This is a genomic window from Vitreoscilla sp. C1 (assembly GCF_002951955.2).
Taxonomy (GTDB): Bacteria; Pseudomonadota; Gammaproteobacteria; order Burkholderiales; family Neisseriaceae; genus Vitreoscilla; species Vitreoscilla stercoraria.
In genome coordinates, this window is the sequence record NZ_CP019644.2 from 2,172,795 (window position 1) to 2,193,195 (window position 20,401).

General features: G+C 43.5%; 16 protein-coding genes. 14 read left to right on the forward strand and 2 right to left on the reverse strand.

Annotated elements, in window-relative coordinates:
* Positions 1–3: 3 nt before the first annotated feature.
* Complete coding sequence (gene ampD / locus ADP71_RS10650; protein WP_019957900.1) at positions 4–567, reverse strand: 1,6-anhydro-N-acetylmuramyl-L-alanine amidase AmpD; 564 nt, start codon at positions 565–567, stop codon at positions 4–6.
* A 205-nt stretch (positions 568–772) separates the two neighbouring features.
* Here ampD and ADP71_RS10655 point away from each other — a divergent pair, with 205 nt between their 5' ends.
* The 14 genes from ADP71_RS10655 to hpaR all read left to right on the forward strand — a co-directional run bounded on the left by ADP71_RS10655 (position 773) and on the right by hpaR (position 19,192).
* Entirely contained in the window at positions 773–2,560 is a 1,788-nt protein-coding gene (locus ADP71_RS10655) for an acyl-CoA dehydrogenase (RefSeq protein WP_104932155.1), read from the forward strand.
* A gap of 208 nt (positions 2,561–2,768) precedes the next feature.
* Positions 2,769–3,752: a TerC family protein gene (locus ADP71_RS10660; RefSeq protein WP_216604006.1), complete on the forward strand. Its 984-nt coding sequence runs from the start codon at positions 2,769–2,771 to the stop codon at positions 3,750–3,752.
* Between the two features lie 119 nt (positions 3,753–3,871).
* Positions 3,872–6,154 (forward strand): DNA topoisomerase IV subunit A, encoded by a 2,283-nt coding sequence (gene parC, locus ADP71_RS10665; RefSeq protein WP_019957897.1) that lies wholly within the window; start codon positions 3,872–3,874, stop codon positions 6,152–6,154.
* 1 nt (position 6,155) lies between these two features.
* A complete protein-coding gene (locus tag ADP71_RS10670) occupies positions 6,156–7,754 on the forward strand; it encodes a two-component system sensor histidine kinase NtrB (RefSeq protein WP_019957896.1) in 1,599 nt (532 codons plus the stop codon).
* Positions 7,738–9,210, forward strand: a complete 1,473-nt coding sequence (locus ADP71_RS10675; RefSeq protein WP_171461147.1) for a sigma-54-dependent transcriptional regulator — start codon at positions 7,738–7,740, stop codon at positions 9,208–9,210. The genes ADP71_RS10670 and ADP71_RS10675 overlap by 17 nt, the downstream gene beginning before the upstream one ends.
* A gap of 140 nt (positions 9,211–9,350) precedes the next feature.
* The gene (locus tag ADP71_RS10680) at positions 9,351–10,106 is read left to right on the forward strand and encodes an RDD family protein (RefSeq protein WP_051082993.1); all 756 of its coding nucleotides are present in this window, start codon (positions 9,351–9,353) and stop codon (positions 10,104–10,106) included.
* Positions 10,103–11,095, forward strand: coding sequence for a stage II sporulation protein M (locus ADP71_RS10685; RefSeq protein ID WP_019957893.1), 993 nt, complete (start codon positions 10,103–10,105; stop codon positions 11,093–11,095). Before ADP71_RS10680 ends, ADP71_RS10685 begins: the two co-directional genes overlap by 4 nt.
* The gene (locus ADP71_RS10690; RefSeq protein ID WP_171461148.1) at positions 11,092–12,600 is read left to right on the forward strand and encodes a DUF4129 domain-containing protein; all 1,509 of its coding nucleotides are present in this window, start codon (positions 11,092–11,094) and stop codon (positions 12,598–12,600) included. The genes ADP71_RS10685 and ADP71_RS10690 overlap by 4 nt, the downstream gene beginning before the upstream one ends.
* Positions 12,597–13,991, forward strand: coding sequence for a DUF4350 domain-containing protein (locus ADP71_RS10695; protein ID WP_104932158.1), 1,395 nt, complete (start codon positions 12,597–12,599; stop codon positions 13,989–13,991). Before ADP71_RS10690 ends, ADP71_RS10695 begins: the two co-directional genes overlap by 4 nt.
* A complete protein-coding gene (locus ADP71_RS10700; RefSeq protein ID WP_104932159.1) occupies positions 13,988–14,992 on the forward strand; it encodes an AAA family ATPase in 1,005 nt (334 codons plus the stop codon). The genes ADP71_RS10695 and ADP71_RS10700 overlap by 4 nt, the downstream gene beginning before the upstream one ends.
* Positions 14,989–16,326: a DUF58 domain-containing protein gene (locus ADP71_RS10705; protein WP_104932160.1), complete on the forward strand. Its 1,338-nt coding sequence runs from the start codon at positions 14,989–14,991 to the stop codon at positions 16,324–16,326. Before ADP71_RS10700 ends, ADP71_RS10705 begins: the two co-directional genes overlap by 4 nt.
* Entirely contained in the window at positions 16,313–17,092 is a 780-nt protein-coding gene (locus tag ADP71_RS10710; protein ID WP_019957888.1) for a class I SAM-dependent methyltransferase, read from the forward strand. The genes ADP71_RS10705 and ADP71_RS10710 overlap by 14 nt, the downstream gene beginning before the upstream one ends.
* Positions 17,089–17,958, forward strand: coding sequence for an NUDIX hydrolase (locus ADP71_RS10715; protein ID WP_237343012.1), 870 nt, complete (start codon positions 17,089–17,091; stop codon positions 17,956–17,958). Before ADP71_RS10710 ends, ADP71_RS10715 begins: the two co-directional genes overlap by 4 nt.
* A 775-nt stretch (positions 17,959–18,733) precedes the next feature.
* Positions 18,734–19,192 (forward strand): homoprotocatechuate degradation operon regulator HpaR, encoded by a 459-nt coding sequence (gene hpaR, locus ADP71_RS10720; RefSeq protein ID WP_026353474.1) that lies wholly within the window; start codon positions 18,734–18,736, stop codon positions 19,190–19,192.
* A gap of 60 nt (positions 19,193–19,252) precedes the next feature.
* Here hpaR and fba read toward each other — a convergent pair whose 3' ends face one another.
* Positions 19,253–20,317, reverse strand: coding sequence for a class II fructose-bisphosphate aldolase (gene fba, locus ADP71_RS10725; protein ID WP_019957885.1), 1,065 nt, complete (start codon positions 20,315–20,317; stop codon positions 19,253–19,255).
* Positions 20,318–20,401 lie beyond the last annotated feature (84 nt).

Genomic DNA, 20,401 nt, shown 5'->3' on the forward strand with positions numbered 1-20,401 from the left:
TTTTCAGCCATGTATGATGACTGTTTCATTAAAATCCACTTCAATCCCGACCTCTTGCAAGCGCTTCCAATCAAAAAAGTGTCCCGGATCGGTTTTCCGACTTGGTGCAATATGCTGATGCCCTGTGACCGCTCGAATAGGATACTGTTGCTGCAATTGCACAATTAACTTTAGCAAGCTGTCGTATTGCGCCCATTCAAATGGCTCAAAATCACAACCTTCTAGTTCTATCCCAATAGAAAAACCATTACAGGCCGCCTCATTGTGAAAAGAAGACACGCCCGCATGGTAAGCGGCATCGTCACAACTGACGCATTGATACACACAACCATCGCGCTCAATCACAAAATGGCTGGACACTCGCAAATGCTCAATCACACTGAAAAAAGGATGGGCGTTGCGATCAATTTGATTTTGAAACAAAGTTTGCGCGCTGTGTGAACCATATTCAAATGGCGGTAAAGAAATATTGTGGATGACAATCAAATCAGGTGTACGCGTTCGCACACCAAAATTAGGTGATGGACACGGCACAGCTTGCTCATACCAACCTTGCTTCCAAAGCATTTCTTATCTCTACATAAAAATCGAGGTTTCATTCTAACAAATTCAGTGACAAATATGTGTTTAGAGCTTTATTCTTGTATGGCTTCTTAATCTTGCAAAATAACCCATTTTTATGACAATATAGTTCGGTTATAACGATGTAAACGATAGACTGACATACCGTAATACCTCACAAAAACAAAGTAGATTCCAAGAAGGAGAAACCATGACGTACAAAGCACCATTAAATGATTTACGTTTTGCCTTACACACCCATGCGCAATTGCCACAAATTTTGGCTTTGCCAAAATCTGCAGGCTTAGACGATGAAACTGTCAATGCCATCTTAGACGAGGCAGCTAAATTCGCCGAAACCTTATTGGCTGAAACCAACCGCCAAGGTGATTTAAACGGCGCTAAATTGGTCAATGGCAAAGTCGTTTGTGATCCAGTGATTGCCAATGCATTTAATGAATTTCGTGATGCAGGCTGGGTAGGCTTGCGCGCTTCGCCTGATTTTGACGGTCAAGGTTTGCCAATGACTGTGGCGGCAGCGTGTGAAGAGATGTGGTGTTCTGCCAACTTAGCATTTTCTTTGTTACCGATGTTGACTTTGGGCGCATTCGAAGCTTTGCATCACCATGCCAGCGAAGCAGTACAGCAAAAATTCATGGCTAAAATGGCCAACGGTGAATGGTCAGGCACAATGAACTTGACCGAGCCACAAGCAGGTTCTGATTTGGCACAAGTGGCCGCCAAAGCCAAACCTTTGGGCAACGACACTTACGCCATCACAGGTCAGAAAATCTTCATCACTTGGGGCGATCATGAATTGGTCGACAACATCGTGCATTTGGTATTGGCACGTTTGCCAGACGCGCCAGCGGGCGTGAAAGGCATTTCGTTGTTTGCCGTACCAAAATACTGGGTAGAAGAAGATGGCAGCTTAGGCGCATTCAACCACGCACAAGCGGTGTCTTTGGAACACAAATTGGGCATCCACGCCAGCCCTACTTGCGTGATGTCGTTTGAAGAATCACGTGGCTATTTGGTCGGTGAAGCGGGTCGCGGTTTGAATTGTATGTTCACAATGATGAACCATGCACGTTTGGGTGTGGGTATTGAAGGTCATGCCGTAGCAGAACGTGCTTACCAACACGCTTTGGCTTACGCACATGAACGCGTGCAAAGCCGTGCCATTCAAAGCGACAGCATTGCACCTGTTGCCATCATCGAGCATCCTGATGTGTGTCGCATGTTGTTGCAACAAAAAGCAACTTTAGAAGCACAGCGTGCAGTTTACTTGAAAGCCGCTGCGGCTTTGGATGTGGCTGAAAGTCATCCTGTCCCTGATGTACAAAAACAGGCACAAGCCTTATTAGATTTCTTAATCCCGATTGTCAAAGGTTGGAGCACTGAAAACGGCACCACTTTGACCAATTTGGGCATGCAAGTATTCGGTGGCATGGGCTTTATCGAAGAAACAGGCGCAGCGCAATATGTGCGTGATGTACGCATTACTGCCATTTATGAAGGCACCAATGGCATTCAAGCTTTGGACTTCATTGGTCGTAAAACCGCAGCCAATGGCGGTGCAGTGGCGCAATACTTATTAGACGAAGGTCGTGCTTTGGCAGCGAAATTGCCTAGCGATTCGCCTTTGGTCACACAATTGAACCAAGCTTTGGATTTGGCAGCTGAATCGGTGCAATACGTATTGGCACAATTTGCAGCCAATACACCTAACAATGCAGCAGCAGGCAGCTTGGCTTATTTGATGCAATTTGGCTTCACTTTGGGCGCTATCGAAATGGCACGTGCTTATTTGGCAGCAGGCCAAGCCTTAGAAAACGAAAGCGAACAAGTTTTAGGCGAAGACTTCTACCGCCACAAACAACATACGGTTCGTGCTTATTTTGACTTGGTCTTGCCGCAAGTGTTGGGCTTACATCAACAAGTGATTCGCAGTGCGGACAGTGTGTTGGATTACCCAGCGGCAGCTTTGGCATTGTAAGCGTCCTGTAACACCCTCAAGCGTCCTGAAACTTTCAGGACGCTTTTTTATTCAAAACATTTTTCACAACAACTGTATTTTGTATTTTTACTACATAACTTCATAATATTGACATATTCTTCTGCTAAGCTTGAAAGCCACCGCTATGGAGTCTTGATGTCTATCAGCGGTCATTGTGTTTTTAACATTTAAACGGATAGGAACTTCAGTGAATCCTGATCAATACCCAGCCATAGGCACGCCACTGTTTTACGGTGTGTTTGCCATCGTCGTCGCCATCATGATTACGATAGACTTATTGGCATTGAAAAAAAATGGTGCTCATAAAGTCAGCATCAAAGAAGCCTTAACTTGGTCCATCATTTGGGTGATGGTTTCATGTGCTTTTGCAGGATGGCTGTATTGGTATTTAAATACCCATCCAGAATATGGTCATGCCATTGCAGTTGAAAAAACCATGGAATTTTTCACAGGTTATATTTTGGAAAAATCATTGGCAGTCGACAATATTTTTGTCTTCTTAATGATTTTTGCCGCTTTCAAAGTAGAGCCACAATACCAACATCGCGTGCTGTTATACGGTGTATTTGGTGCCATTATTTTGCGCACCATCATGATTGTAATTGGCGCCGCTTTGGTCTCTCGCTTTGAATGGATTTTGTATGTGTTCGGCGCATTCTTGTTGTTCACAGGTATCAAAATGATGCTGCCTGAAAAAGAAGGCGAAGACGATGACATTACCCATAGCGCTTGGTTTAAATGGCTAACCAAACACATCAAAGTCAGCCAAAACTTCGATGGCGAGAAATTTTTTACCATTGAAAATGGCAAACGCATTGCCACGCCTTTGTTATTGGTTGTCATCGTGATTGAATTGGCGGATGTGATTTTTGCCGTTGACAGTATCCCAGCCATTTTTGCTGTGACTACCGACCCATTCATCGTATTAACATCTAACATCTTTGCCATTTTGGGCTTGCGTGCCATGTATTTCTTATTAGCAGACATGGCTGACCGCTTTACCTATTTGCAATATGGTTTAGCAGGTGTGTTGTGCTTTATTGGTATCAAAATGTTGTTGTTGTTCTTCGATGTGCATATTCCAATTGCCTTGTCATTGGCCATCGTATTCAGTGCCATCATTGCCTCGATTTTGGTGTCTTTGCGAGTACCGCCTAAATCACACGAATAATGTTCACTCAGCCCACTGCCATGCAGTGGGTTTTTATTTGAATGGCCACAACTGACACAATTTTCAATAGATACATTACAATGGTCTCATTGCAATGATTGATAGATAGTGTACTGCCCATGTCTTTGACCCCCACCCACAGCTATGATGACGACAGTTTAAATTTAGGACAATACGCTGAAAAAGCTTATTTAGAATACGCTATGAGTGTGGTCAAAGGTCGCGCTCTGCCCGAAGTTTCCGACGGCCAAAAGCCTGTCCAACGCCGCATTTTGTTTGCCATGCATGATATGGGCTTGGTTGCTGGCGCCAAACCAGTTAAATCCGCACGCGTGGTTGGTGAAATTCTTGGTAAATACCATCCACATGGTGACTCTTCTGCCTACGAAGCCATGGTGCGCATGGCACAAGATTTTACTTTACGCTATCCGTTAATCGATGGCATTGGCAATTTTGGTTCACGCGATGGCGATGGCGCGGCAGCCATGCGTTATACCGAGGCTCGCTTAACACCATTGGCAAGCTTATTATTGTCAGAACTAAACCAAGGCACTGCTGATTTTATTCCCAATTACGATGGTGCATTTGATGAGCCGACTCACTTACCCGCACGTTTGCCTATGGTTTTACTCAATGGTGCATCAGGCATTGCTGTTGGCATGGCCACAGAAATTCCATCACACAATTTGAACGAAGTCACACAAGCAGCCATCGCCTTGCTCAAACAACCTTCACTGGGCATCAAAGATTTAATGCAATACATCCAAGGCCCTGATTTTGCTGGTGGTGCACACATTATTTCTAGCACTGAAGAAATTGAAAATATTTACACCACAGGCAAAGGCAGTGTGCGTGTGCGTGCTCGTTATGAGATTGAGAAATTAGCGCGCGGTCAGTGGCGTGCCATTGTGTCACAATTGCCGCCAGGAGTCGGCGCGCAAAAAATCTTGTCTGAAATTGAAGAGCAAACCAATCCTAAAATCAAAGCAGGCAAGAAAAAATTGACTCAAGACCAAGTCAATCAAAAAGAATTGTTGTTGGAAAAATTGGAATTTGTACGCGACGAATCTGATGGCGATGCCCCTGTACGTTTGGTATTCGAACCCAAATCCAGCCGCATCGACAGCGAAGATTTGATGAATACATTGCTTGCGCAAACCAGCTTAGAAATCAACGTACCAATCAATTTGGTGATGATGGGCATGGATGGGCGGCCTGCACAAAAGAACTTGCTCGATATTTTGAGTGAATGGCTGCAATTTCGCACCCAAACCGTGACTCGTCGCCTCAGCCACCGTTTAAATCAAGTCCAAAAGCGCATTCATATTTTAGATGGTCGTTTGGTGGTCTTTTTAAACATAGATGCCGTCATTGCAGTGATTCGTGAATCAGATGAACCAAAAACGGAATTAATGTCTAAATTTCAGCTGACTGACATTCAAGCAGATGACATATTAGAAATTCGCTTGCGTCAATTGGCTCGCTTGGAAGGCATTAAATTAGAACAAGAACTGGCCAAATTACAACAAGAACAAGAAGAATTCCAACACTTATTGGACAATGAAACCGCTAAGCGCAAACTCATTATCAAAGAGATGCAAGCCGATGCAAAAACATTTGGTGATGAGCGCCGCACCATGATTCAGGCCGCCTCTCGCGCGGCTTTGACTCAAACTGTTGCGGATGAAGCCATCACTTTGATTGTGTCTGAAAAAGGCTGGATACGAGCCCGTAGTGGTCATCATTTGGATTTGACGCAAACCTCATTCAAAGAAGGCGATGCCTTGGCGCAAATCATTGAAACCCGCACCATTTGGCCGATTTTACTGCTAGACAATCAAGGTCGGGTGTATACCATTGACTCGGCCGAATTGCCTAGCGGACGGGGCGATGGCGTGCCATTAGGTTCATTGGTTGACTTACAAAATGGTGCCACAGCAATTTGTATTTTGAGTAACACGCCTGACAGCCAATATTTAATGGCTCATAGCGGCGGCTATGGTTTTATAAGCGTCCTGAAAGATTTAACCAGCCGTGGACGTGGTGGCAAAGCCTGCTTGAGCTTACATGACGATGAAAAACCATTGCCAGCACTGTTATACCAACAACAAAATACTTTGGTTTTGGCTACCGAAAATAGCCGTTTATTGGCTTTCCCAAGCAACGACATCAAAGTAATGTCCAAAGGACGTGGTTTACAATTGATTGCCTTAGAAGCAGGAGATGCTTTGCAGCATTGCCATTTAAGCAATGCCGATAAAATATCACTGTGCTCACAAGGCAAACGCGGCGGCATGCACCAAGACAATATTGCAGTGAGCATGATTTCTTACAGACGTGGACATAAAGGCAAGCTTTTTGCTGACAACCAATTAACCATCCTCTCAATAGACAGCGATTAATATGCAAGCGGCGATTTCTACCTCAGAATTTGACCAAGCCATCAGCCGCATTCCGCTGATGGTCAACGCCACTCGTTTGGCCATTCTGATTTCGTTGCTCACCATTTTTTTCATGTTTCGAGAAACAGAACATGGCTTAATTAATTTGGCACGAGTGCCATTTATTGTCTGGGCCATCGTCTATGGCTCGGCCATTGTCTTTTCATTGTTTTCACCACGCTGGGGTATGTCATCCACACGCTATCCCGCTGCATCAGATTTATTTGATATTTTCATGATAGTCTGCTTAATGCATTTAACCGATGGTGTGAACAATGGTTTTGGCATTTTATTACTGCCTTTTGTTGCCACGGCATGTTTACTCAGCGAGGGCAGACATGCTGTTTTATATGCCAGCTTCGCCAGCATCTTGACTTTTATCAGCACCATTTCTTTACAATCTGTTGATTTTAATCACTGGTTTACAGACAGTACTGCCAAGCATGATTTGTTTTCCGCAGGTCTATTGTCTATTTGCTGTTTTTTAGTGGCCGCCCTGACCTCTTTTATTAGCATCAATATCAAACGCATCCATCCAAGCGTCCATACTCATGCCGAAGAAATTGTGCGTTTAAACCATTTAAGCGATTTGGTTTTAAACCGTTTACAAGAAGCTGTGGTGGTGGTGGATACAAAAAACACCGTTTGGTTATACAACAGTCAAGCCAGTTTGTATTTCCCCAATTTGGCCATCACCAACGATGGTAATTTATTTGCGCCGCTCATCAATATTTGGCAAGCAGCACCACAACAAGCTTTTGATGTCGAATACACATTATTAGATGAAGACTTACAAATTCGCGCCAAGCCTTTGTTAAACCAAACGCCACACTTATTGATTTTATTCATGCGACCGCAGCAAGAAATTGCTGCCGAGGCGCAATCCAATAAATTGGCATCATTAGGTCAACTCACAGCCAATATTGCCCACGAAATTCGCAATCCTTTGTCTGCCATTCGCCATGCCAATGAATTACTGAGCGAAAGTTACGAAACCCGACCGATGCAAAAGCTAGGCTCAATGATTGAGTCCAATGTACAACGCATTGATCAAATGGTAGAAGAAGTTTTGACTTTAAATCAGCGCGACCACTTGCGGCCTGAACGCTTAAATTTAAATGTTTTTATTGATGAATTCATGCAAGATTTTTTACAAATTCATCCCGAAGCCAAAGGATGTGTCCAAGTACACAGCCACAAGCGACAAACTATTGTGATTTTTGATGCCACCCATTTGCAGCAAATTTTGTGGAATTTGATGAGCAATGCATGGCGACACAGTTTAAAAAATGATATGGCCATACAAATCAGCCTAAAACCACATGTGCGCGAAGGTTTATTGTCCTTACAAGTTTTAGACAATGGCAGTGGGATTGCCGCAGAAAATACCGATAAAATTTTTGAACCGTTTTTCACCACCGAAGCCCGCGGCACAGGTCTCGGTTTGTATGTCGCTCGCACCTTAGCCCAAGCCAATCGTGGTGATTTGAACTACACCACCACAACCAAAGCTTTTGAACTCACCTTACCGATACAAAATCATCATGAATACACCTCTTAATGCCCCTGTACTCGTCGTTGACGATGAAGAAGATTTGCGTGATTTGATTGAAATGACCCTCAGTAAAATGGGCTTAACAGTCGAAACTGCGGATGGCGTCATTGCGGCCAAAAAAAAATTAAATCAGCAAAACTATGCACTGGTTTTAACCGATATGCGTATGCCTGATGGCTCTGGTTTGGAAGTCGTGGAATATTTACAAGAGAAAAATTTGGATATTCCGATTGCCATCATCACCGCTTATGGCAATGCTGATCAAGCGGTAATGGCATTGAAAGCTGGCGCATTTGACTACATTCAAAAGCCAGTCACTTTGGCACAATTGCGCAGCTTAGTGAAATCGGCTTTAAAAGTCCATGAAAATACTGATACTCCGACTACCAATACACATTCCAGTACACCAAGCCCTAACACTGAAACCATTGCCGATAATAACCCTACCACTTCAGCCTCTTTACCTTCATTTCCGCGTCTAAGTGGCAATGCGATACAGCTACAAGATGTTAAACGCATGATTGCCAAATTGGCAAAAGGCATGGTGCCCGTACACATCACAGGTGAATCAGGTACAGGTAAAGAGCAAGCTGCACGCTCGATACACGAGTTATCACCTCGGCGTGATGGTGCTTTTGTTGCCGTAAACTGTGGTGCCATTCCTGAAAACCTCATGGAAAGCGAATTTTTTGGTTATAAAAAAGGCTCGTTTACAGGTGCTGATTCAGACCGTGTCGGCTTTTTTCAGAGCGCTCATGGCGGCACCATTTTCCTAGATGAAGTGGCCGACTTGCCTTTGGCGATGCAAGTGAAATTATTGCGTGCCATTCAAGAGCGCGCTGTTCGTCGCATTGGCGAAAGCAAAGAAACACCTGTCGATATTCGCATTGTCAGCGCCACACACAAAGATTTGGTCAAAGAAGTCGAAGCAGGTCGTTTCCGCCAAGACTTGTATTACCGCTTAAATGTGGTTTCCATCACCATGCCATCTTTGCGTGAATTGCGAGATGATTTGCCTATGTTGATAGAGCTTTTATTGACCAAAAACCCAATGAGTGCAGGCATGTCTTTGTCACCAGCTGCACAAAAACAATTGTTACATTACAACTACCCGGGCAATTTTCGCGAATTAGAAAACATTTTAGAACGCGCTATCGCCCTAGCAAACGACAATGTAATTGAGCCTGAAGACTTACAAATCAACGCTTCTGAATTACAATATGAAGAAGACGATGATGCAGATGCTGCTTTCGAGCCCATCAATCCTTTGGCAATAGAAGCTTTGACCCATCAATTTACGTTTAACCAAACCATGTTACAAGATTATCTAGACAATGTTGAACGCACTATTTTGATGCAGGCTTTGTGTGCAACCCATCAAAATCGTACTCAAGCGGCCAAATTATTAGGCATCAGTTTCCGTTCTCTGCGCCACCGTCTAGAACGTTTAGAAATGAATTGATGACAACAAGCAATATACTTTTGGCATCTATTATCAAATAATAGATGCCTTTAATTTATGCCTTCTGACAGCTGTGATAATATTTGCACTGCGGTTTTATTTCAGCCAACAAACCATTCAAGCGTCCTGAAAGATTGCATGTGAGCACCTCTAAACTAGACACTTTGATTCAAGTGGAAACGCCCGAAGCCATTGACATTCAATTGCGTCCAGCGAGCTTGTATCAGCGCATCACTGCTTTTAGCCTAGACTTACTCATTCGTACTGTTTGGTTTGTATTGAGCACCATTGCCCTCATCATGCTTGCCGACAGTCTGTCTATCATTGCTGACGATAATAATTTCTGGTCGGTGATTGTAGGCTTGATGCTGATTAATTTATTTGTCACCACTTGGCTGTATTTTGTCTTGTTTGAAGTATTCAATAAAGGGCGCACACCCGGCAAAATGGTCGCCCATATTCGGGTTTTACATGACGATGGCAGTCCTATTGGTTGGTCTGCTTCAATGATACGCAATTTATTGCGTGCGTTTGACAGTCTGCCATTTGGCTACGCAATTGGCATTGTTTCCATATTGCTGACAGACAAAGGACAACGCTTTGGCGATTTGTTTTCATCCAGCATCGTGGTCGATGAACAAGTAGAACGTCGACAAAAAGACTGGCTCACTGGCTTGAAAAACATTGAAGTCATCACGCCACCTGTGGCTTTGACCCGTGAAGAGCAATATTCGATTGTGTCCTTTACCGAGCGTCATTTGCATATTTCTCGCGCCCGCCAACAAGAATTGGCTGAGCAATTGTGTTATGACTTGGGCTTGGTATCCGAGCAACCGATTCAAACCGTATTGGGCATGGGTAAATATTATCTTGGGCAGAAAAAAGAGGACTTATGAGACAACATCTGTTTGAGTCTGCCCATCAAGATTTTTGGCAACGCTTTGATGCCATGCTGACTTTATTAGAACGCAAAAAAAATCTACCTCAAAATGCCAATCAACAATTTGGTCAACATTATCGCACCATTTGCCATCATCTGGCTTTGGCCAACAGTCGCAATTATTCAGCGGGCTTATGTCAAAAATTACAAAAACTGGTCGATAGAGCCCACAAACAACTGTATCAAAGCAAAGTTTCTTTTTGGAATCAATTTTTAGAATTCATTCAAACCACACTGCCTCAAACCGTTCGCCAACAAAAAACAGTGATGTTGTGGGGGCATTTGCTGTTTTACGTGCCATTTTTATTGTGCTATCTCTTAACATTGGGCAACCCTGATTTTTTTGATCAACTGGCAGGACCGAATGCAGGCGCTCAAATAGGCGATGCTTACAGCGAGATGGCAGCATTACAGGCCGCTCAAAAAAGTCGTCCTTGGGGACAAAACTGGATGATGTTTGGCTTTTACATCATGAATAATATCAGCATTGGTTTTCAAAGCTTTGTTGGTGGTTTGGTATTGGGTTTGGGCGCCATTTATGTGGCGGTATTCAATGGTGCTGTCATTGGCGCTGCGTTTGGCTATATGAGCAGCCACCCTGCTGGTCCTGTATTTTTCTCGTTTGTCGGCGCACATGGTTCATTTGAATTAACAGGCATTGTGTTGTCTGTAGCAGGCGGCCTGAAAATAGGTTACACCTTAATCCATCCAGGCAATTATTCTCGTCGTGATGCGCTCAGCATAGAAGGAAAACCTGCAGCAACATTGATTTGTGGCGCATTTTTGTTTTTGTTTATCGCCGCCCTCATCGAAGGCTTTTGGTCACCCATCACCGTTTTGCCTTTGTGGCTCAAATACAGTGTGGCATTGATATTGTGGTTGGGTGTGTATGCCTATTTATTTTGGTACCAAGCTGCCCAATCTATCCAAAGGCGGCCTGAATGAATTTATCTCAATCTCGTTTAAAATTCAGACAACGCACACCTTGGGAAGCGGCTGATTTGGGTCGACGTCTCATCAACGAACACTTGGGTTATTACACTGGCTTGTACGCTGCACTGACATTGCCGATATTACTCATAGGTGTATTACTGTTTTGGGGTGATTTATTTTGGCTGTCTGTGTGGTTGTGGTGGTTAAAACCTTTGGCGGAATACGGCATTTTGTCGGTTTTGTCCATTCATGCTTTTGACACATTGCCACCTTGGAAAACCGCTTTAAAAAATGGTTTTGCTTTGATGTTCAAACGCCAAATCATAGGTGATTTGACTTGGCGACGTTGGCGCTTAACACGCAGTTTTCATCTTCCTATTCAACAATTGGAACAATTATCAGGCAAAGAATACCGCCAGCGCCAACGTGAATTAGGCCGCTACGGCAATACCACCGCCTCGACCTTAACCATTTTTGGTAATGCCTTAGAAAACACATGGATGTATGCCATTATGATTTTGGCGTATTGGTTTTTATATGGCAATTTCATTGAACAAGGTTTGGTACAACCGAGCCAAATGGATCAATTGCAGCATTTATTCATCCAAATATTCAGCAGTTGGCATGATGGCAAAGCCAATGATTTTTTGAATTATACGGCTTTGGCTTATTTTGTAACTTTGTCATTTTGGGGACCATTTTATGTTGCCAGTGGTTTTACCTTATATTTGAATGCACGGGTGCAAACCGAAGCATGGGACATTCGCCTGATTTGGCAACAATTGCGTGAACGCTTGCGTGGTGGCGTGAGATGGCATTTTGCATGGGTATTGGCTTTGTTTTTAACACTCCATCCCACAGACATCGCTTATGCACAATCTTTGCCAGACGCAGCGCAAGTGGAACAAAACCGCCAAGAAGTTTTAGAAAATTCGCCTTATTTTCACATACAAGAAGAAAAAAAATGGTGTTGGCTCAGTTGTGATGACGACTCCGTAGCGCAAAACTCACCCGCTGTGATGCCCAGTGCCACAACGAGCGGCGGCACCTTGATCCAGTTTTTAGGATACGCTTTATTATTGGCTTTGATTGCAGCAGCAGTATGGGGTCTGCACCAATGGCGACTCAATCTTCTGGCCAATGCACGCGCTCGCAATGAGATGGATACGCCAAGCCACTTGTTTGGTTTGGATTTGCGCCAAGAAACCTTGCCTAAAAATGTGTCGCAACATGTATTGAGTTTAGCCGCCACCGACCCGCGTGCAGCTTTGAGTGTGCTTTATCGCGCCAGCCTCGCACAGCTGTTAAAACAAAATTTACCCATCCAAGAACACTACACAGAAAGCCAAGTTTTACAACTGGTCAAACAGCGATTGCCACTGCTCAATGCTTTTTTCCAAGCCCTAACACAAGCATGGCTGTATACCGCTTATGGCCATCATAATGCAAGTACACAAGATATACACAATCTATGTCAGCAATATGCGCAACATTTTGAGGTGGGAAAATCGTCATGAAACCGATTCAACGCACCCATCACAAACCCAAAAAAACCTTATGGGTAGTATTGAGCATCGTTATTGCCATTGCGGTGATTTTGGCTTTGGGCATGACCAGCGAAAGCAAATCGGCATGGAAGCAACAAGACTCACAATGGCGTTTCAGTGCTTATGGCGACCTATACGCTTTACATCAGTTTTATCAAAAACAATTTCCATCTATGGAGCAACAAGCATGGCGTCATTTAACCGATATAGAACCAAAATTGGGCAACCAAACCCAACATTTATTATTTTTGCAAAACACGGCGCTAGACCAATCTCAGTTTGAAAAATTGTTAACGTGGACAGCCAAAGGCAATCATCTTGTGATGACGGTTTCGCCCTCTCAAACCGAACCATCGGCCATCCATCAAAACCATGATTTTGACAACGATGCAGAGTCTTCTTTTCAAGCAGCAAACATTGCGCAATGGGCGGGCATCAGTTTCATACCTCAAAAAAATTTAGACCAACGAACAACCCCATCCAACACAGCCTGCCAACGTCTCATTCAAAACATACAGGACGCTTCTGTCAGTTTAGATGCCCAATATAAGATACCAGCAGAATACTCACAGAAAATGTTGGCCAAATGCCATCAAAACATCAATGACATTGCTTTGCCCGAAGGCAAGAGCCTCACTTATTGGTCCGATACCAACAGTGGTTGGCGCGATGTAGACCGTGGTTTTGTCATCAAACCAAATAAAAACTTGTTGTGGCAAGGCAAAGGTATCAATGGCAGCCATATTGCCCACTTTGCCCATGGCAAAGGCAGCTTGACAGTAACCACTTCCATGAGTGCTTTTAGCACTCCGACAGACCCTCGCAGTTTCAGTAGTGACTTAAACCGTCTTGACCATGCTTATTTGGCCACTTATTTGGCACAAGGCAAAAGCCATGTTTGGTTTATCCAAAACAGTACCTATAAACATCAAACCGAAAACACGCCACTATGGCAAAAAGCATGGCAGTTTTCACCCTTATTAAGCCTATTGATTATCAGTATTTTCAGCCTGTTTGTTTGGCGACATGCTTACCGTTTGGGCAGCATTCAAATACCTAACACCCATCAACAGCGTCAATTAAGCCATTTTTTCCGCGCGCAAGGTGAGTTTTTATGGCAACGCAAACAACACCAACACGCTTTAAGCCCATTGCAGCAACAATTATGGCAACAATGGCAGCGACGTATACCAGGCTTAAGTTTGATGGACAAAAATGCCCAATTACAAGCTTTAAGTCGCATTTATCCTGTCGAGCAGACTGATTTGATGTTGTGGTTGCATCCGATTCCCACACAATTGACCGCACAACAATGGCGACATTATTTACAAGCGCATCAAAATATTAGGAATGCCTTATGAGCGAATTTGATTTAAACATTCCCGTCCACACCAGCCAAAATCCTGCCATTCAACAAGCAGCCAAAGCTGTGCAATATTTACAGCAACGTTTGCGCTCTGTGGTGATTGGACAAGAAGACGTCATAGACCAAGTCATTACTGCATTATTGGCAGGCGGTCATGTTTTGTTAGAAGGTGTACCCGGCGTTGGTAAAACCCTATTGGTACGCACATTGGCACAAACTTTTGGAGGCCATTTCAAACGCTTACAATTTACCCCTGATTTGATGCCTAGCGATGTCACAGGACATTATATGTTTGACCACAACAAACAATTTGTTTTGCGTGAAGGACCTGTGTTCACCAATTTATTGCTTGCAGACGAAATCAACCGGGCACCAGCCAAAACTCAAGCGGCATTATTAGAAGTAATGCAAGAACAAGCCGTCACTTTAGATGGCAAAACCCATACATTGAATGCACCATTCATGGTATTAGCGACACAAAACCCGATTGAACAAGAAGGCACTTATCCATTGCCTGAAGCACAGTTGGACCGCTTTATGTTCAAAATCATGATGCAATACCCCAACATTCAAGACGAAAAACGCATGGTCCAAGCGGTAACGAGCAGCCCTAACAATGATTTGCTGCAAAATCAAAATCAAAACAGCCCATTGTTAAGCAGCCAACAAATCATCAGTTTGCAAAAAGTGACCCAACAAATCACGGTTGATCCACAAATCATTGATTATGCCGTGCGCTTGGTTAATAGCACTCGCCAATGGCACGGATTGTCAGTCGGTGCGGGTCCTCGTGCCAGCATCGCTTTGATTAGCAGCGCTCGCGCTCAAGCTTTATTACAAGGCAATGGGTTTGTAACGCCTGACCACATACGCCAATTGTGGTTGCCCGTTTTGCGCCACCGTGTGCGTTTGTCTACTGAAATGGAAATGGAAGGCCAATCCGTAGACGATGTATTAAAAGACATTGCCAACCATACCGATGCGCCACGCTTATGAGACCGAGCGCCCGCTTGCTGATTGTGCTGCTTGGCAGCGCCATTTTGATTTTGGCGTTGCGACTGCTTGCTGGACAAGATGATAACTTTAAAGACAGTGTGGATTTTTTCATTGCAACCGCTATGGCAGCACTGACCTTGCTTGTGCTCATTGATGCGATTTTGGTAAAAAAAACACCAGTTTTAAGCATAGAGCGTCACTTACCTGAACATTTCTCAGTTGGCAAAGCCCATTCTATTGTCTTAAACATTGTGCCGCCCCAAAAAGCCAAAAAACCCATTAAAGCGGTGTTGCACGATTGTTATCCGCCTCATTGGCAAGTCAATCAGACGGCTTTGAATGTCGATGTGTTGCCACAACGCAGCCTGCAAATCTCATACCAAGCCACACCCTTACAACGTGGCGATGCCTTATTTAGCCACATTCAATACTGTACTTTCAGTCCGCTGGGGTTGTGGGAAAACCATCGCCGCATTCAAGCTACAACCTCCGTCAAAGTTCTGCCTGACTTTTCCAAAATCTTAGGTGCCAATTTATTGGGCATGCAAAAATGGTTGCAATTGATGGGTGCCAAACGCATCCGTCGTCATGGACAAGGACAGGATTTCCATCAATTGCGAGATTATGCAGAAGGCGATGATGTGCGCAATATGGACTGGAAAGCCACTTCCAAAATGCAAAAGCCCATCATCCGCACTTACCAAGAAGAGCGCGACCAACAGCTGATTTTTTTGCTCGATTGCGGACGCAATATGCGCAGCATGAGTGGCGATTTGAGTCATTTTGACCATGCATTGAATGCGATGTTATTGCTCAGTTATACCGCTTTGAAACACGGTGATGCTGTGGGTTTGATGACATTCAACCATCCACAAATGCGTTACATGCCGCCACGCAAAGGCACCAATCATTTACAACGTTTGATTAACTGCGTTTACGATGTAGAGCCGACCAAAATGGCAGCAGACTATGAAACTGCCATCAACCAATTGCTGCAACGCCAGCAAAGGCGGGCTTTGGTCATCGTGCTAACCCAGCTAGACCAAGAAAACAATGAGCATTTATTGGCCCAATTACAACGCCTGAAAAAACGTTGCGCCGTCTTGATTGCCAGCTTAAAACAAACCGAACGCAGCCATATTGCCCAAGAGCCATTGCAAAATTTACAGGACGCTCATACTTATTTGGGTGCACAAATTTATGACATGCAAGAGCAACAATTGTTAAAACAGCTCTCAGCACAACGTGTGTTACACTTAAACGTCACGCCGCAGCAAATGAGCACGGCTTTGATCAACCAATATTTAGAATTAAAACGCCATGGCAGTTGGTAACACCTCTTTATACCTCCCCTCTTCTCATGGTTTGGACACCGCTGTGTTGGATGCTTACCAACAACAGTTTCAATTGAGCATTGTCCACACTATCCCCGAACAAGGTTTGTACTTGCAATTTGACGCTGAGCAACGCTTAAGCTTGTTTCAAGCAGGCAGCAAAGGCTCGGTTTGCGTGGATTTTGTTTCAGGACGCTTGGATTATCGCCGTCAAAAAGGCGGTGGCGAATTGATTGCTAAAGCCGTCAATACCAAAGCCCACCAATCGATTATTGATGCGACCGCAGGCTTGGGACGTGACTCATTCATTTTGGCTTCTCAAGGCTGCCATGTGCGCATGTTTGAACGTCACCCGACAGTCGCCGCTTTGCTTGCTGATGGTTTGCAACGCGCGTTAAATCACACAGAAACCCACGACATCGCCGCGCGCATGACATTGATGCCCATGTCTTTTTTACAGGCCGCTTTAGATGACAAAGTGCAAGTGGTGTATTTAGACCCTATGTATCCACAACGCCAAAAATCTGCAGCAGTTAAAAAAGAAATGGCTTATTTTCATGATTTGGTCGGCGAAAGCGATGATGATTTGGGCTTGATGCAACAAGCAGCACGCTTGGCTGAAAAACGTGTGGTGGTCAAACGCCCACGCTTAGGCGAATTTTTAGCCGCCCAAAATCCTGATTACCAATACAGCGGCAAATCGACCCGTTTTGATGCTTATATCCCACAAAAATTACAGGACGCTTTTTCTAAGGAAACACTGTGACTCAATTGACCGCCATGGTTTCTGCGCAACAACACAATGATTTATTGGATTATTTGACCAATGCCTTTGCCGTCAACTTTACAAGCTGGCAAAACTTGTCGCTCAACGGTCGTTTATTGGGCTCACTCAATCCTCGCTGGCAACAACAATTGCAATCAGATTTGCCCACTTTGCTGCAAATCACGGAACAAGGCTTTCATTTAGAATGCCGTGATTGGTTGCATTGTGCTGACGTATTGCAAAACCTTGGGCGAGATTGGTATGACTTAGGCTTATTTGAAGGATGGCGCAACGAAGCTTTCGATGTTATGGATGGCGAGGAAGTTTTGTTTGCTCTCGAACGCTCTTTATTTCGCCCATTGGGCTTGCTCAGCAAAGCCGTACATATCAATGGCTTTACCGAGCGCGATGGCGAAACCTTAATGTGGATAGGCACACGCAGTCCTTTCAAAGCAGTCGATCCTGACAAATTAGACAATTTGGTTGGTGGTGGTGTCGGCAGTGGTGAATGCCTTACCGAAGCTTGCCTGCGTGAAGGTTTTGAAGAAGCTGGTTTAGGCAGCAACATCATGCAAACCTTAGCCGCGCCCAAGCGTATTTTAAGCCAACGTCTGGTTGAGCGTGGCTTACATCGTGAACATTTATTTTGCTACGATTTGGATGTTCCCGCGCACATTCAACCTGAAAACCAAGATGGCGAAGTTGCCGCCTTTCAATTAATGGGCATAGACGAGGTTGTGCAAGCCATTTTAGACCAACGTTTTATGCATGATGCGGCCTTAATTACCATAAATGGCTTATTAAACAAAGGCTTAATTGATTCAAAACACCCTTTAAGTTTATGGTTATACCAACAGTATTGCTAATTTAGAAATTGATTAAATGACATTAACATTAAAAATATAAGCTGCTTTTAAAGCCATTGTTTTTGATAAAATCAAATAAAAGTGCACTAATGTTGTAAATTCACCGCAATATTGAAAATAATTCTCTTAATATTTTCATTATCTTAAATCCAATAAACATTGAGCCATTCCGCCCATACAAAAAATATCACATTGGGGAAATGGCTCAATAAATTACATTATCATAAAGCATTTCAAGTTTTTTGCTGCATAGCAAAATTAACTTTAAGTCTTTTTCCATCATCGCTTTTCTTTAAATCCAGTTTCTTCTCATTAATATTTATTTACAATCGACATTCAAAATTATTATCTGTTTGGTTATATTTATTAATAATTTAAGACTTATAACTGCAAAGCCTCGCTATCTCATTAATATAACAATAATAATCAAATCGAAGATTTTATTATATAAGCGATAATTACAATTAACATATTATTTAAAATACATAAATCATAATATTCAATTGTCATTTAAATGAAACGAGTAAATACTATAAAATTCTATTTGTCTGATATGATTGTGGTCATATTGACGAACTCAATACAGAATGTGATGATGCAAATAGATAAATCATACAAAGAAATTTATTTCACTGAATGAAACTTTAACTGTCGCCATTTCAATTTATGACAAAGTCTTTTTGTTCATACTTAAACATTGCGAAAGCAATTGTATGCTGATAGTATTTAACAAGATATGTACTTGGGTAAACGCAACTCAAATCACAGGAAAAAAATGATGACGACCAAACGACACAATTCCATCAATATCGCCTTAATTCAAGCTCGTGAATCTATGATGGCTTTCTTCCGTCCCATTTTTAACCAACACAACATTACCGAGCAGCAATGGCGTATTGTTCGTTTATTGGCTGAAAATGGTACTTTGGACTTTCAAGATTTGGCCAATAAAGCCTGTATCTTGCGTCCAAGCTTGACTGGTATTTTAACTCGCTTAGAAAAAATTGATTACGTGGTTCGCCTCAAACCAACCAATGATCAACGTCGCGTGTTTTTGAAACTCACCAAAGAAGGCGAACAATTGTACACCGATGTACGCCGCAAAATTGATGAGCAATACGATGTCATTGAAGAATTGATGACTACCGAAAAAATGCAAGAATTGAATGAACTACTGACTTTGTTAACGCAAATTCACGACCCAAAACAAGCACACGAAGCAAATGCTTCGTAATAAATTTTAAAAGCGTCCTGTAAAACATTTACAGGACGCTTTGTTTTAAGCTTGTTTCAATTAACGCACGATTTGCGTCAATTGACCTTTGGCATAGGCTTCAGCCATTTTTTCCAAAGAAATTGGCTTGATTTTGCTCGCTTGACCTTCGCAACCGAATGCCAAGTAACGGTCAATCACGATTTGTTTCATCGCATCAACTGACGCTTTGAAGTATTTACGTGGGTCAAACTCTGATGGATTTTCAGCCAAATAACGGCGAATCGCACCAGTAGAGGCCAAACGCAAATCGGTGTCGATATTCACTTTGCGCACACCATTTTTGATGCCTTCAACAATTTCTTCTACTGGCACACCGTAAGTTTCGCCAATTTCACCACCGTATTGGTTGATGATTTGCAACCATTCTTGTGGCACAGAGCTTGAGCCATGCATCACCAAATGCGTGTTTGGCAAACGTTCGTGAATTTCTTTGATGCGATCAATGCGCAATACATCGCCATCAGGTTTGCGGCTGAATTTGTATGCGCCGTGGCTGGTACCAATAGCAATGGCCAAAGCATCCACATCGGTGTCTTTGACAAAAGAAACCGCTTCGTCTACGCTCGTTAACAATTGGCTGTGGTCCAAAACGCCTTCCGCTCCAATACCGTCTTCTTCACCTGCCAAACCTGTTTCCAAATTGCCCAAGCAACCGATTTCGCCTTCTACTGAAACGCCACAAGCATGCGCCATTTCCACCACGCGACGCGTCACGTCCACGTTGTATTCATAAGACGTTGGGGTTTTGCCATCTTCACCCAAAGAACCGTCCATCATCACTGAGCTAAAACCCAATTGGATTGAGCGTTGACACACAGCGGGACTCGTACCATGGTCTTGGTGCATGACCACTGGAATGTGTGGAAACTCTTCAATCGCTGCCAAAATCAAATGACGCAAGAATGGCGCACCTGCATATTTGCGCGCACCTGCACTGGCTTGCACAATCACAGGAGCATTCACTTGGTCTGCCGCTTCCATAATGGCGCGCATTTGTTCCAAATTATTGACATTAAAAGCAGGTAAACCATAACTGTTCTCGGCCGCGTGGTCGAGTAATTGGCGCATTGACACCAGTGCCATATGTATCTCCTAGACAGAAACTAAAGTGAAAAAAGCAAAGTTTGGCGTAATTATATCAGCTTATGCCAGTTACAATTTGAAGCT